Source organism: Streptomyces sp. NBC_00252 (genome assembly GCF_036187565.1).
In the GTDB taxonomy this organism is placed as follows: Bacteria; Actinomycetota; Actinomycetes; order Streptomycetales; family Streptomycetaceae; genus Streptomyces.
The window spans coordinates 537,912-552,586 of sequence record NZ_CP108087.1; the positions used below are offsets into that span (position 1 = coordinate 537,912).

Below are 14,675 nucleotides of genomic sequence, written 5' to 3' on the forward strand. Positions count from 1 at the left end.
TCCACCACGATCGTTGGAGCCGCACATGAGTTCGTCCCCCCGCACGGCACGCACGGCGGCGCTGGTCGCCCTGCTGCTGGCCGTGGTGTTCTCGCTCGTCTCCACGCCCACGTCGACCGCGGCGCCCCAGGCCGCGGCCGTCACCAGCACGACGTTCCGCAACCCGCTGAACACCGGGCCCGACCCGTACCTGACGTACTGGAACGGCTCGTACTACATGACCACGACCCAGGGCGGCAGCATCCGCATGTGGCGCTCGGCGTCCCTGGCCACCCTCCTGGAGTCGGACCCGGTCACCGTCTGGACCGATACCAACTCCTCCCGCAACCAGAACATCTGGGCGTCGGAGTTCTACCGCTTCGGCAACCGCTGGTACCTCTACTACACGGCTGACGACGGCGTTGACGACCACCACCGCGTCTACGTCCTGGAGTCCGACGCCGACTCCCCCACCGGCCCGTACCACTTCAAGTCGGCGCTGATCCCGCCCAACCACACCAACGACTTCGCGATCGACCCCAGCGTCTTCACCCACAACGGCCGCCTGTACCTCGCCTACAGCGGCATCAACGCCTACCAGCACAACGGCCTGAACATCGCGCCCCTGTCAAACCCGTACACCGTCTCCGGCAACGCGGTCGCGATCGACGCGGCGGGCGGCTGCGCGGAGGTGCGCGAGGGACCGGAGTTCCTGAACCGCAACGGCCGTACGTGGATGACGTATTCGACGTGCGACACCGGAAAGCCCGACTACCAGCTGTGGATGATGTCGCTGGCCGACGGCGCTGACCCGCTGGTGGCGTCCAACTGGCAGCAGCGTGGCGGGGCGGTGTTCTCGCGCAATGACGCGGTGGGGGTCTACGGCCCCGGCCACCACGCCTTCTTCAAGTCCCCGGACGGCACGGAGGACTGGATGGTCTACCACGCGAAGTCGACGTCCCAGTACACCTACACCGACCGCACCAGCCGGGCCCAGAAGATCGGCTGGAACGCCGACGGCAGCCCGAACCTGGGCACCCCGCTCGCCATGGGCGCCACCCAGAACCTGCCTTCCGGAGACCCCGGTTCGGGCAACCACTGGATCAACGACGACGGCCGCTCCAGCGCGGACGGCACCCTCGCCTACACCGGGACCTGGAACTCCGGCACGGGGTGCGGAACGCAGTGCTTCTGGGGCGACGACCACTGGAGCGACCAGGCAGGCAACACGGCGACCTTCACCTTCACCGGCACCCGGATCGCACTGCTGTCGGTACGCGACACCGGCAACGGCATCGCCGCCCTCAGCGTCGACGGCGGGACGGAGACCCGGGTCGACTTCTACGGGGCGATCCGCACCGGCGAGACCGTCCAGTACGTCAGCCCGAGACTCGCCCCCGGCCGGCACACCCTGCGAATCCGGGTGACGGGCGAGCACAACGCCCAGGCGACGGCCTCGTTCGTGAGCGTGGACCGGGCCGAGGTGTACACCGACTGACCGACCACCGGAAGCGCGTCAGATCATGTCGTCCAGGGGACGCAGTTCGTCGGCGTAGGAGACCGCGGTGCGCCGAAGGATCCCGTTGCGCGCGACCGTGTACTGCCCCATCCGCCACAGCGGCGGCGAATACGTGTGGATCGACACGCTGCCCGCGTCGCGCCCGGTGAGCCGGTGGATGTGGTCCGGGCCGAAACAGAAGACCTGGCCGGCCGGAACCTCGGTCGCCAGGCTCGGCACCCCGACGGCCAGGTTGTGTTCGACGAGCGCTCCCTCGGCCACCGCCACGGCACCGGACGACACATCGTGATCGTGCCAGCCGGTGTCGTTGCGGGGCGTCCAGCACAGCACCCAGACATCGACGTGGGCGTCCCGGTACAGCGAGACGTAGTGCCGGTTGTCGTCGTCGTAGGCGACGTGCTCGCGCCAGGTGTCGGGGTCCGCCGCTATCGACGAGGCCAGCTCCAGCAGTTCCCGCTTGTCGAGGTCGCGGCCCGGGAGCGCGTCGAGCGTGACGGCCGCGCGTACGTGGTGCCACGGCTCGGCGTCGCGGGCGGCGGCCGTGTCGAGGTCGTGGGACGGAAGCGGTGCGGTCACGGTCGTACTCCTTCGAGCGGGTGGCGTGGATTGCTGACGCGTACGTCGGGTGTCGCCGCCGCGCCGGGTTCGGCGTGGGGCGGGACGGCGGAGGACCAGGGCGGCGACGCGCAGGCGTGAGTGACCGCGTCCTGCGCCCGGCGGCCGTACCGGCGATCGTCGCGGGCCGGGGTCCGGGCGGGCTCGTCGCAGCCGCTCGATGTCCTCCGGCCTTGCCCAGAAGGGCGGTTCACCCGGCAGGTACGACATCCCGGCGTCGGCGCGAGGCGGGTGCGGGCGGATTCTCGACCGCTCGACGAGGGCTTCCGGGCACAGGGGTCGGCGAAGGTCGGTCGTACCGTGTTCGCACCGCCGTCTCCTTACTTAAGCGGTTCAGTGATGCGATACAGTGAAGCGCTTAAGCTGAGCCGATGTCAATGCTCGCCCGGAGGCCTCCCGCCCTCCCCGGGCCGCAGGAGCGGCTCCCCGGTTCATGCGGTCGTTACACTGACGAAGTGCCAAAACAGCCGCGGCGGATCACCCTGCGCGACATCGCGGAGGAGACCGGGCTCTCCGCCGCCGCGGTGTCGTACGCGCTGCGCGGACTTCAGGTACCCCCCGAGACCCAACGGCGTGTCCGCGAGGTGGCCGACCGGCTCGGTTACCAGGCCGACCCGATCGCCCGGGCCCTGGCCTCCGGCCGCACGGGATACGTCGGGGTGCTGTGCGGTTCGCTCGCCGATGTGTGGCAGCAGGACATCGCCGCCGCCCTGGGCCGCAGGTTTCTCGGCGTCGGTCGGCACGCCCTGATCGTCGACGCCTCCAACGACCCCGAGCTGGAGGCGACGCTCGCCTCCCAGCTGGCCGACCAGCGGGTGGACGCGCTGATCGTGCTGCCGGTCGACCCGGCCGCCGCCCACTGGAAAGAGGTCGCCCGGCGGACCGTACTGACGTCCATCGGCGACGGGTTGCCCGGGGCGGCCACCGCGGCGGAGGTCGTCTTCGACAACGAGGCCGGGGTCACCGACGCCCTCCAGCGACTCGTCGACTGCGGGCACCGGAGGATCGCCGTCATGACGCCGAGTCGGCCCACCACGCCCGACCGTCCCGCCGAGGCGATCGCCCATCAGGTCGCGCAGCGGCTCGGGCTGGACGTCACCCTGCACCCCTCCCCGCACGACCTGGACGGCGCGACCGCGGTGGCGCGGACCGTGCTGAGTTCCGCGAACCCGCCGACCGCCTTCCTGTGCCTGGCCGACTCGATGGCCTACGGCGTCTACGCCGGGGCGCGGGAGTTGGGGCTCGACGTGCCCGACGACGTCTCCGTCATGGGCTTCGACGACCACCCGCTGTCGCGGCTCCTGACGCCGCCCCTGTCCAGTTACCGGTGGCCCGCGGACCTCCTGGTCGACCTGGTGGTCAAGCGCACGGTCAAAGCGATCGACGAGGACAAGCTCAGCCGTCGCAAGGTGCTGGCCCCGGAGGCTAAGCCCCGTGGTTCGGTCGCTCCGCCGAGGACCGCAGGCCGGTAGGGCCACGCTCCGCGGCCGGACCGGCAGATGGTGAACCGGCCCGGTGCCCGCCTGAGGTCAGGTTCCGGGTGTGCCGACGGCGTCCAGATCCTCTCCGGTGGAGAGATGGGCCCGGACGGTGACGCGCGGTTTGTGGGCGGCGGGCGCGGCGAGGGTGCGGGCCTGCTTCGTGACCGTCACGTCTCCGCTCACCGAAAGACGTGTCACCGCGCGGCTGCCTGCGGCCAGCGCGTACCAGTGGCCCTTGGGGGACCGCCAGCCGCTCGCGGCCACGATGTGCTGCCCGAACCGGCTGCACGCCGCGGTCGCGTGGGCCCGGGCGACCGTCCGGGCGGGTTCGGCGGGCGCGTACCGACTCGTGCGGAAGGACACCGTGACGTCGCCGGAGCCGCGCCAGGTGTCGGCGCGGGCGCAGGTCCACACGGCGTGGCCGCCTCCGTCGGGCAGGTCCTGTTCGGCGAAGTCCCAGTTGTTGACGGCGCGTACGCCGGTGTCGCGCAGGGACGGCAGGGAGCAGGCCTGGTGGGCCCAGGCCAGCAGCGCCTGCGGGCCGGTGGCCTCACGGGGCGCGCGGGCAGGCGGTGTGCCGTGCCCGGGCAGCGGGGTGTAGGTGAGGTGGACCGGGGACAGGTCGCCCACGGGGGCGAGCAGGAAGGCGTGGTGTTCGGCGATGCGTTCCGAGGAGCGCAGTTGCAGGACCGGGCGGCTGTCGCAGTGCTCCGAGGCGGGGATCGTCGGCACCGGGTCCGTGACGCCGTCCTTCGAGACGTGCAGGGCACGGGCGAGGACGTCGGGGTGCAGCAGGTCGCGGGTCTGTGCCTCGGCGACCCAGGGGGCCAGCAGATAGCGGGCTGTGCCCCCTGAGGGTGTGAGGGTGACCGCCGCCGCTGTGGTGACGTCCGCGTCGTCGGCACGGGCGACGCTCAACTCCGGGTCGCGCGCGGCGGAACGGGTCTCGGTGTAGCGGGCGATGCGCTGGCCGTCGTAGAGCAGCACCACCGCACGGTCGTCGACGTTGCCGGCGTAGAGCAGTTGGGGTGCGGTGGTCGGCGGGGTCGCGGTGGTGGCGGGGGCGAGGCCGATGCGGGAGCGCGGGTGGGTCCATGCGGACAGGGCGCGGTCGAGGAGGCTCCGGTCGTGTGCGCGGGAGCCGCGGGCGGGCCATGCGGTGAAGTCGACCCGCGAGGTGTTGTCCCACGTCCCGGCGGACGTGCGCACCAGGTCCGCCGTGCCCGGGACGCCGTGGGCCGTGGGCACTTGGGAAGCCGTCCGGTGTGTCGTGCCGTCGTCGGCCACGGCCAGGGTGACCGCCGTGACCAGACCGAGTGCGGCCACTCCCAGGACCAGGCGGGCCCGTCTGGTGCGGCGCAGCAGATCGGTGGGGCCGGCCTGGAGGGCGCAGGCGTCGAACTCCTGCGACGCGAGGAGCGCGGCGGGCGACCTGCGCGACTCCTCCTCCAGGATGCCCGCGGTGCGCAGGGCGGCGGGCACGTCCGACGCGTCCGCCGCCTCCAGCAGGTCATGGACGGTGTCGTCGGAGAGACCGTGGACGGTACGCAGCAGGAACGCCGCGCGGGCCGCGGCGGGGGCCGCGGACAGCCGTTGCGCCAGGGCGAGTTCGTCCACCCCGCCCGAACGCGGGAACAGCCGCAACCCCCAGACCAACGGCAGCCGGGGGCGCAGGGCGCCCGGGTGAACCCATCCCGCGGGCCACATCCGCGGCCGCCTGCCGTAGGTCAGCGCGGCGCGCAGCACTTCCACCAGGAGGCGTCGCTCGACGGTGTCCCCACCGCCTGACTCCTCGCGCGGCGAGGGGACGGCGGGTGCGCTGTGCGCCGCTCGTGCGCGGCGGAGCGCGCGCTGGACGAGGGAGTGCGCCACGAGGACCCGCTGGTGCCGGCCCAGCGAGGCGGGCAGGACGAGGTGCGCCAGGCGGACCAGGTCGCCGTACTGCTCGACGAGGACGGATTCGGCCTGCCGAACCCGGGACCTGGCTCCGCCGGCATCGGGCCGGAGCGAGCGAAGATGCATGGAACGGGACGCTTTCCGGGAGGGATGTGGCGAGATGGTGTTAGGTCAAACGAGTGAATGCCGGACAGGTCACCGTTACCTGTCACGGAACGCGACCTCGGCCCGGACCGGTCCGGCCGGCTGAGCAACACCCGGTCCGGCCCGGGTGCGTCGACGACCGGTTCGGTGATCGGGCAAAGTGATGCGGTGAGCGACGACGACACCACCGCACCGGCCCCGCAGCCCACCTCCGAGGAGAACCGGCACGCCAGTTGGCTGGAACTGTTCTTCGACCTGGTCGCCGTGGCGGGCGTGGCGCAGATCGCGCACCTGCTGCACGGCGTCCCGGACCTCGCCGACCTGGGTCTGTACGCGCTGCTGTTCCTGGCCTTCTGGACGGCCTGGATCTGCTTCACCCTCTACGCGAACGTGGCCTACGAGAACACCCACATCCGTACGGTGCTCGCCGCGATGTTCGGCATGGCCGTCATGGCGGCGGCGGTTGCGGGGGTGCACGAGGGGGACGACCGGCACGCCCGGGTGTTCGCCCTCGCCTACGTGTTGATCCGGGCGCTGGCGAGCCGCGCCTGGCAGCACCGTCGTCAGATCCTCGTCGACTGGCCGGCCGCTCAGATGTCGCTCGGCGTGATCCCGTGGACCGTCTCCCTCTGGACGCACAGCCCGACGCGCTACTGGCTCTGGGCGCTCGGCATGGCCCTCGATCTCTACGTCACGTTCGCGGTCTCGGCACGCGACATCGTCGAGCACCAGGAGGCACGGGAGCGCCGCGGCGACCGTCCCTCCCGGCGCGACTCCGCAGGGAGCCCGTCGTTCGCACGGTCGCAGACGGAGCACCTGAGCGAGCGCCTCGGCCTCTTCGTCATCATCGTGCTGGGCGAGGGGGTCGCCCAAGTGGTCGGAGCCACGTCCGAGGCGGAGTGGGACACCAAGTTGTACATGCTCGCCATCGCGGCATTCTTCCTGCTGGCCACCCTGTGGTCGCTGTCGTTCCGGCACGGATACGCGGGCGTGCCGCACCTGGCGGCAGGGGTGTTGCCCGCCCGTGCGGCGCTGCCCCTGCACTGCTTCGTGTCCGGCTGCCTCGCCGCGCTGGCCGCCGGACTGGGAGCCGCGGCCGAGCACCTGGAGACGCTGCCGGACGCCACCCGGTGGCTGCTCTGCTCGGCTCTGGCCGGGTACTTCCTGCTGAGCGGACTCGCCTGGCTGGGCCGGGCCGGGCGGGAACGGCGGTGGCTGCTGTGCGTGGCCCTCCCCTGCTGCGTACTGCCCCTGCTGCTGGCTCTGTTCGGCGCGCACCTCCGCACCGTGACCGTGGTCTGGCTGCTCGTCCTGATCGCCCTGTGGCCGATCCGCTACGAACACCGGTCGACGAAATCGTCGAAGCAGGCGGTGGAGAGCGGGAGTTGAGCCAAGGGGCCGGGTTGTACCGGGGGCGCGGACTCGGGCAGGCTGACCAACCCGTCGCCAGGAGAGGCGGGACGAGCAGAAGGAGCCCCGGACATGATCGATTGGGTGCCTGTCCGTACCGGAGCACGGCCCGTCCCGTCGCCCGTGGCCACGCCGCTGGTCTGGGCCGCGGCATCCGGTGGAGCGTTGGCGCTGGTGGCGCTGCTCAACGCCCTGGTCGGGCCGGGCCGGCCGTCGCCCGCCCTGGCCGCGTTGTCGCTGTTCTCCGTGCTGCTCGGCCTGTGCGCCCGCTTCGTGGCTGCGCCCGGTACCGCGGTGCTGTGCTGGCTCTTCCTCAACGGCTTCGCCGTGCCGCCCGCCGGCACCCTCACCTGGGCGGGCCACCGCGACGCGTTCTGGCTCGCCTGCCTGTGCACCGCCGCCCTGGTGGGCACGGCCCTGGGCCGCCTCCGCCACGCGCGGGCCGCCTATCGCCGGGTCACCACGGAGGTCGGCGGCTCGACGGAGACCGGCCCATGACTGGAACGGCCGTTCACCGGGCCGTACCATCATCGGGCCTTCCAGGGCGGCTTCCCCGAGCAGGCCACTCGGTCGGGTGAGGCCTGACCGTATCGCCGCTGCTCATCGAACCGAAAAGAGCTGTTTCCGGGCTTCGTGTCCGGATCCCTCCTATCGTGGAACCAGACAGTGACCCTCGGCGGCGAAGCGGGCAGGCCATGCAGGATCCGGAGATCGACCACGCGGCGGTCTTCCGAGCCCTGCCCGGCATGGTGGCCCTGCTCACCCCCGAGCTGGTGTACATCGACGCCAACGAGGACTTCGAGCGCCTGTCGGGACGCACCCGCGAGGAACTGATCGGCCGCTACATCTTCGACGTCTTCCCCGAGAACCCGGGCGACCCGGCGGCGGCAGGCATGCGCGAGACCCGGGAGTCGATGCTGCGCGCGGCGACCACCGGCGAGCGCGACACGATGGCCCTGCTCCGCTACGACATCGAGGACCCGCTGCGTCCCGGCCGATGGGTGGAGCACTTCTGGAGCCCGGTCAACGCACCCGTGCTCGGCACCGACGGAAAAGCGACGCTGATCATCCACCGGGTGGAAGAGGTCACCGAGTTCGTCCGGGCCTTCGGCGGCCGGGTCGACGACAGACGGGCCCGGGTGCTGGAGGCCGAGCTGTACACCCGGGCACGCGAGCTGCAGGAGGTCAACGAGCGGCTGCGCAAGGCACACGCCCATGAGCGCGAGGTGGCCCTGACCCTGCAGGCGGCGATGCTGCCCCCGCCGCGGCCTGTCGGCCACCACCGGGCGGCCGTCCGCTACCAGCCCGCCCTGGACGCCCTGAACGTCTGCGGCGACTGGTACGACCTGGTCGACCTGCCGGACGGCGGGATGGCGGTCGCCGTCGGTGACGTCGTCGGGCACGGTCTGGCGGCCGCCTGCGCCATGGGTCAGCTGCGCAGTGCCCTGAGCGCGGCCTGCCGGGTCGCCGACGGGCCGGGCTCCGCCCTAGAGGCCCTCGGCCTGTACGCCCGTTTCGTCGAGGGCGCCGAGTCGGCCACCGCGGTGACGACGTTCATCGACTGGGACGACCACACCATCACCTACAGCTGCGCGGGCCACCCTCCCCCGGCACTGCTGGCCCCCGACGGCACGGTGACCTTCCTCGACCGGGCCACCGACCCGCCGCTGGGCGCCAGGCCCGAGCATGTCGGCCGACCCGAGACGAGCGTCCCCTTCGCAGAGGGCGCCACCCTCGTGCTGTACACCGACGGGCTGATCGAACGGCGCACGGAGGACATCGACCGCGGCCTGGCCCGACTCGCCGACTCCCTCGTCCACCACCGGCACGCGGACCCCGAGTCGCTGGCCGACGCGCTGCTGGCCGACCTGCTCCCGGCCGAGGGCAACACCGACGACACGGCCCTGGTCGTCCTGCGTCTGTGACGGCGGCCCCGGTGATCCGCATATCTCGTTGTGGATCATGTGCCGCCGCCGTAGGGTCGCCCGCATGTCTCTACGTCTTCGCATGCGTCGCGCGCTCCCCGAAGCGATGCGCGCACGTGACAAGGCCGCGGTGAGCGCCCTACGCACAGCACTTGCCGCGCTCGACAACGCCGAGGCGGTGTCCGTGGAGGGGGCCGAGCCGCACGGATCGGCACTTGAGCAGTCGCCGACGGGGGCCGGCGCGACCGACGTGGCCCGGCGTGAGCTGAGCGAGCACCGTGTGGTCGAGATGGTGCAGGCCGAGGCCGACGAACGACTGGACGCCGCGGCGCAGTTGACCGCTCCCGCGCACGCCCACCGAGCCGCACGGCTCCGCGCCGAGGCCGACGTGCTGCTGCGCATCCTCGACGGCTCCGACACCGCGTGACCATCGGGCGTCGCGGTGAATGCTCCACGTCGAATACTTCGACGTCCTCGCCCAGTTGACGAAGGTCGGCGGCCCCGAAACCGGAACCAGTTGGGCAGAACGGGCTCGCCGACGCCGGAACCCGTCCCGGACCTGACAGTCGAGGACGCCGGAACTCTTGACAACGATGTCGCCCGGCGGCAGATTCCACCGGGCGCGATCGGGAACCGGCACACCTCCACCACGGGCCCACGTGGCCCCACTTCCAGGACGGAGCCGTCCGTGAGAAGACCATCGGCGACACACCTCACCCGCCTACCGCGAAGACGCGTCACGGTCCTCGCCCTCCTCAGCACCCTGGCCGCGATGCTCGTGACCGGAACCGGAACCGGCGAAGCCTCGGCGCACGCGGCGGCGAACCACCGTGCCGCGTCGGTGACTTCGGGCAACGCACGCTTCCAGGTCCTGTCCCCGACCCTGATCCGCACGGAGTACGCGCAGGACGGGAAGTTCACCGACAGCGCGACGTTCAACGCGATCGGCCGCACCGCGTTCACGCCGCCCCCGTACACCTCGAGCACGTCCAACGGCTGGCTGACCATCACCACGAGCGCGCTCACCCTCAAGTACCAGGTGAACTCAGGGCCGTTCGACGCGCAGAACCTCTCCGTGCACCTCTCGGCCGGCACGGCCGCGGTCGACGCCAACCCCTGGCACCGGCTCACATGCGGTCTGGGCGCCCTGTGCGAGGCCGAGCAACTCGCCCACAGCGGGATCGGCGTCGCCTCCGACCACACGGGCTACACCGGGTCCGGATTCCTCGCAGGCTTCGAGGGCACGGGCGACTCCGTGTCCGCCGACGTCAATGTGACCGCCGCGGGGACCTACACCTTCGACGCGCGCTACGCCAACTCCGTGGGCGGAGACGGTCAGAACACCGCCCGCACCCTCACCCTCTCGGTTGACGGTGGCGCGAGCCGGACCCTCAGCCTGCCGACCACCGCCAACTGGGACACCTGGGGTCTCGCGAGCAGCGCGGTCCAACTCGGCGCCGGGCAGCACACGTTGACGCTGACGAGGACCGCCGCCGACTCCGGCGACGTCAATCTCGACAGTGTCGCCCTGGTGAATCAGGGCGGCGGTTTCCCGGCCACCTCCACCACCGCGATCACGAGTTGCGGGTACGGCGTGAACTGCGAGGCCGAAGCTGATCGCGCCTCCGGCACCGCGGCGGTCGCCACCGACCACACCGGCTACTCCGGCAGCGGCTTCCTCGCCGAACTCAACCAGGGCGCAGGCGTGTCGACCCACGTCGTCGGCGTACCGGCCGACGGCACCTACGCGTTGCAGGTCCGCTACGCCAACGCGACCGGCCGCGACGGGCAGTACCAGACCCGTACGGCCACGGTGTCCTCCGGCGGCACCACGCGGACACTCACCCTGCCCGTCACCGCCGACTGGAACACCTGGAGCACCGCCTCCGTCCCGGTCACCCTGAAGGCCGGAGCGAACGACATCGCGATCGGCTGCCCGGACGCGGCGAGTTGCCACATCAACCTCGACACGGTCTCCGTCACCGCCTCCAACTCCCCAGCCCCGCAACCCCACTTGGCGCTCGGTGGCTACCGTCGCAGCCTCGACGGAGTCAACGGCGACAACGGCGCTCCGGCCACCACACCCGGCCTGCTCTACAAGGACGGCTGGTACCTCCTCGACGACACCGCCTCCGCCCTGTACGACACCGCCACCCACAAGGTCACCCAGCGCCCCGCACGCGGCGGAGCGCCGTACCAGGACGGATACGTCTTCGGCTACGGACACGACTACCAGCGGGCCCTGACCGACCTGGCGACGCTCACCGGACCGCCCGAGCTGCTTCCCCAATGGGCCTACGGCGTCTGGTACTCGGAGTACATCGACCGCACCGCCGCCGACTACGAGAACCGGATCCTGCCCGCGTTCCGCTCCGAAGGCGTGCCGCTCGACGTCCTCGTCACCGACACGGACTTCAAGTCGCCCAACACGTGGAGCGGTTGGGAGATCGACCAGTCCAAGTTCCCCGATCCGAAGGGGTTCTTCGACTGGGCCGCGTCCCAGGGGCTGCACAACACGCTCAACATCCACCCGAGCATCCTGAGCAGCGACCCGCAGTTCGCGCAGGCCCAGGCGACCGCCAAGGGCAAGCTGCACAAGGGTGGTTGCGCGTCGGCCGCGAGCAGCGGTGCCGGTGACTGCTACACCTTCGACTGGGGCGACCCCGACCAGCTCAAGGCGTACATGGACCTGCACCAGACCATGGACCAGCAGGGCAACGACTTCTGGTGGCTGGACTGGTGCTGCGACGACTCCCAGTCCTCGCTGCCCGGTGTGACGCCCGACGCGTGGATCAACCAGCAGTACGCCACGGACGCGGACAAGACCATCGGCCGCGGCTTCGCCGTCTCCCGTGCCTACGGCTCGCTCCAGGCGGGCGGTTACAGCGGCCAGCAGGGTCTGCCCACCGGTCCGTGGGCCGACAAGCGCACCACCGTCCACTTCACCGGCGACACGTCCTCCACCTGGGGCACCCTGAAGGCCGAGGTCGGCTACACGCCGGGCGAGGCCGCCGCCACCGGGATGTCCGCCATCAGCCATGACATCGGCGGCCACAACGACACGACGAACCTCACCGGTTCGGAGACCTACACCGCCGACGGCACGACCCACACCACACGCAAACTCCCCGACGACATGTACGCCCGCTGGGTCCAGCTCGGCACCTTCCAGCCCATCGACCGGCTGCACAGCAACCACAGCGACCGGCTGCCCTGGCAGTACGGCACGGCGGCCCGCGCCTCCGCCGACAAGTTCCTCAACCTCCGCGAGAACCTGGTGCCTTACACCTACTCGCTCGCCCAGCAGGCCAACACCACAGGTGTCCCGGTCACCCGCCCGATGTACCTGCAGTACCCCGACGAGCCCCAGGCGTACGCCACTTCGGACAGCGAGTACTTCTACGGACCCGACATGCTCGTCGCCCCCGTCACCACACCCGGCACCACGACGACGACCTCGGTGTGGTTCCCGCCCGGCAGCCAGTGGACCGACTACTTCACCGGGAAGACCTACGCCGGCGGCACCACCCAGAACATCACCAACGGCCTCGACACCATGCCGGTGTTCGTCCGAGCGGGCGCTGCCATCCCGACCCGCACGAACAACGTCACCAGCAACGACAAGGCCCCGCTGACCAAGGTCACGCTCAGCGTCGCCGCCGGCGCATCCGGCTCCTCCAGCCTCTACGAGGACGACGGGACCACCGGCACCGGGCGCGGCCACAGCGCCGTCACGAAGATCCGCTACCGGGAGAACGGCACCCGCCACACGGTGACGATCACCCCGCCGACGGGAACCTTCCACGGCCAGATCCGCAACCGGCAGTGGACGGTCTCCCTCCTCGGCGTCACCACACCGGGCACCGTCCGAGTGGGCGGGGCCCAACTGTCCTCCCACGCCTACCACTTCGACAGTACAACCCACACCCTGACCGTCACGCTCCCGGCGCGGAGCGCCCGCACGCCGATCACCGTGACGTGCGGCTGACCGATCCGAACCACCTCCCTTAGCCCAGTGGGCAAGGCGTCGAACCCCGGCGAGGCCGTCTCGCGCCGGGGTTCGACATCGTTCGCACAGCGGACGTGCCCGACCTGCTCAACTGCCCGGTCTCAGACCTGCGTTGAGGTTCCCGTCAGGCTCTCCGGCGCCGTGTCCCCGCGCCCCGAAGCCGAGTCCGAACTCCCCGGCCCGGGAAGGGGACTTGGCCGATCGGGTCCTCCGGGCTCACCCGGCGCCAGGCGCTTCAGCAGCGTGGGGGTCAGTCGTCGGTACGCGGCCGGATCGACCGGGCCGAGCCAATGGGCCGCGCGGATCAGTGGGTTGATGGTGAGGCCGAGGTCGCCGAGCACTTCATCCGCGTTGTGCATGGAGAACGGGATGATCTTGGTGCCGCGACAGTGGTGCGTGTCGGTGGCGCTGTCCATGAAGGCCAGTTGGTCGACGACCGCCCGGGTCATCGTCTCGGTGTCGGGGGTCGTCACCGCGCCCGCGAGGTCGGCGGCGATCCACAGGGCGGCGAGTTCGGCGTTGAGGGGGCTGAAGAAGGAGGAGTTGTAGCCGTTGAAGTACAGGCCGGGGATCCCGAGGGGCAGGATCTGGCGGTAGAGCATGAAGTTGCCGCGCTCGTCGAGCAGTTGCTCGCGGACCTTCTCCGGCAGGAACGGGACGCCCTGGGTGAAGCCGGTGGCGCAGACCACCAGGCCCGCGGGCAGGACGGTGCCGTCGGACAGGCGGGCGGCGGGTTCGCCGTCCACGACGAGGAGTTGCTCGATGACGCGGTCGCGGCGGACGGTGATGGCACCCGCCGTGACGGCCTCGAAGAAGCCCTCGGTCGCGAGCCCGATGGCGCCGCGCACGATGTCCTCCATCGCCCCCTCGGGCACCAGATCGAGCCGCTTCAGGCCGAGTTGGCGTATCGACACGGTGCCGATGGAGTTGATCATCCGGCGGCGCAGGCCGTTGCCGGGGCCGTGCAGGAAACGTTCGAAGCCCCGGGGCCGGATGTAGCGGAACAGGCCCTCGCCGAGCCGGGTGAGCAGCAGCATCTTGAAGTTGAGCCGGCCGCCGATCTTCCGCGGGACCTTCCACAGGAGCTGGCGTGCGATCACGTCGGTACGAGCGGCGACGGCACTGATCGGTACGGCGACGTCACAGGCCGACTTGCCGTAGCCGACGACGAGGACGTTGCGGTCGCGCGCCTGCTCGGCGTCGTGGAACTCCGTGCCCGCGCACACCTGTCCGCCGGCCGCGGTGAACTCCGCGAGGCCGTCGAAGGCCGGTACGGCGGGCTCGCAGAACACTCCGTTGGCGACGACGAGACGGTCGTAGACCTGTGTGGTGCGGGTGCCTTTCGCGTCGCGGCACTCGACGCTCCAGGTGCCCTCGGTGGTCGGACTGGCCGCGGTCACCTCGGTGTTGAGACGCAGGGTGGGTTCGAGGTCGAAGTGCGCGGTGTAGTCGGTGAGGTAGGACTGGATCTGGGCGCCGTCGGGCCACTCCGGGAAGTGGGCGGGCATGGGGAAGTCGGAGAAGGAGTACTGCGCCTTCGGGCTCTGGGTGGTGACGCCCGGGTAGCGGCGGGTGCGGCTCCAGACGCCGCCGACGTCCGGGGTCTTGTCGAACACGTCCGTGCGGTGTCCGGCCTGGGTGAGCACCTTCGCGGTGACCAGGCCCGCGACACCGGCGCCGATGATGGCGATCCTCAT

Annotated in this window: 10 protein-coding genes; 7 read left to right on the plus strand and 3 right to left on the minus strand. The window is 71.1% G+C overall.

Features of this window, described 5'->3' with window-relative positions:
* Positions 1–25 precede the first annotated feature (25 nt).
* Complete coding sequence (locus tag OHT77_RS02315) at positions 26–1,477, plus strand: glycoside hydrolase family 43 protein (RefSeq protein ID WP_328826227.1); 1,452 nt, start codon at positions 26–28, stop codon at positions 1,475–1,477.
* Between the two features lie 18 nt (positions 1,478–1,495).
* On the opposite strand, the gene OHT77_RS02320 is transcribed toward OHT77_RS02315, so the two are convergent.
* A complete protein-coding gene (locus OHT77_RS02320; protein ID WP_328826229.1) occupies positions 1,496–2,074 on the minus strand; it encodes a cysteine dioxygenase in 579 nt (192 codons plus the stop codon).
* A gap of 494 nt (positions 2,075–2,568) precedes the next feature.
* On the opposite strand from OHT77_RS02320, the gene OHT77_RS02325 reads away from it, so the two are divergent.
* Positions 2,569–3,585 (plus strand): LacI family DNA-binding transcriptional regulator, encoded by a 1,017-nt coding sequence (locus tag OHT77_RS02325; RefSeq protein WP_328826230.1) that lies wholly within the window; start codon positions 2,569–2,571, stop codon positions 3,583–3,585.
* Between the two features lie 57 nt (positions 3,586–3,642).
* Here OHT77_RS02325 and OHT77_RS02330 read toward each other — a convergent pair whose 3' ends face one another.
* The gene (locus tag OHT77_RS02330; RefSeq protein ID WP_328826231.1) at positions 3,643–5,616 is read right to left on the minus strand and encodes a hypothetical protein; all 1,974 of its coding nucleotides are present in this window, start codon (positions 5,614–5,616) and stop codon (positions 3,643–3,645) included.
* A gap of 186 nt (positions 5,617–5,802) precedes the next feature.
* On the opposite strand from OHT77_RS02330, the gene OHT77_RS02335 reads away from it, so the two are divergent.
* The 5 genes from OHT77_RS02335 (at position 5,803) to OHT77_RS02355 (ending at position 12,957) form a co-directional block, all read left to right on the plus strand.
* Positions 5,803–7,023, plus strand: coding sequence for a low temperature requirement protein A (locus tag OHT77_RS02335; protein WP_328826232.1), 1,221 nt, complete (start codon positions 5,803–5,805; stop codon positions 7,021–7,023).
* Positions 7,024–7,116: 93 nt separating this feature from the next.
* Positions 7,117–7,542: a hypothetical protein gene (locus OHT77_RS02340; RefSeq protein ID WP_328826233.1), complete on the plus strand. Its 426-nt coding sequence runs from the start codon at positions 7,117–7,119 to the stop codon at positions 7,540–7,542.
* Between the two features lie 197 nt (positions 7,543–7,739).
* Positions 7,740–8,969 (plus strand): PP2C family protein-serine/threonine phosphatase, encoded by a 1,230-nt coding sequence (locus tag OHT77_RS02345; RefSeq protein ID WP_328826234.1) that lies wholly within the window; start codon positions 7,740–7,742, stop codon positions 8,967–8,969.
* Positions 8,970–9,075: 106 nt separating this feature from the next.
* Complete coding sequence (locus OHT77_RS02350) at positions 9,076–9,396, plus strand: hypothetical protein (protein WP_328834124.1); 321 nt, start codon at positions 9,076–9,078, stop codon at positions 9,394–9,396.
* Positions 9,397–9,741: 345 nt separating this feature from the next.
* Positions 9,742–12,957 (plus strand): TIM-barrel domain-containing protein, encoded by a 3,216-nt coding sequence (locus OHT77_RS02355; RefSeq protein WP_328834125.1) that lies wholly within the window; start codon positions 9,742–9,744, stop codon positions 12,955–12,957.
* Positions 12,958–13,079: 122 nt separating this feature from the next.
* On the opposite strand, the gene OHT77_RS02360 is transcribed toward OHT77_RS02355, so the two are convergent.
* The gene (locus OHT77_RS02360; RefSeq protein ID WP_328826235.1) at positions 13,080–14,675 is read right to left on the minus strand and encodes a flavin-containing monooxygenase; all 1,596 of its coding nucleotides are present in this window, start codon (positions 14,673–14,675) and stop codon (positions 13,080–13,082) included.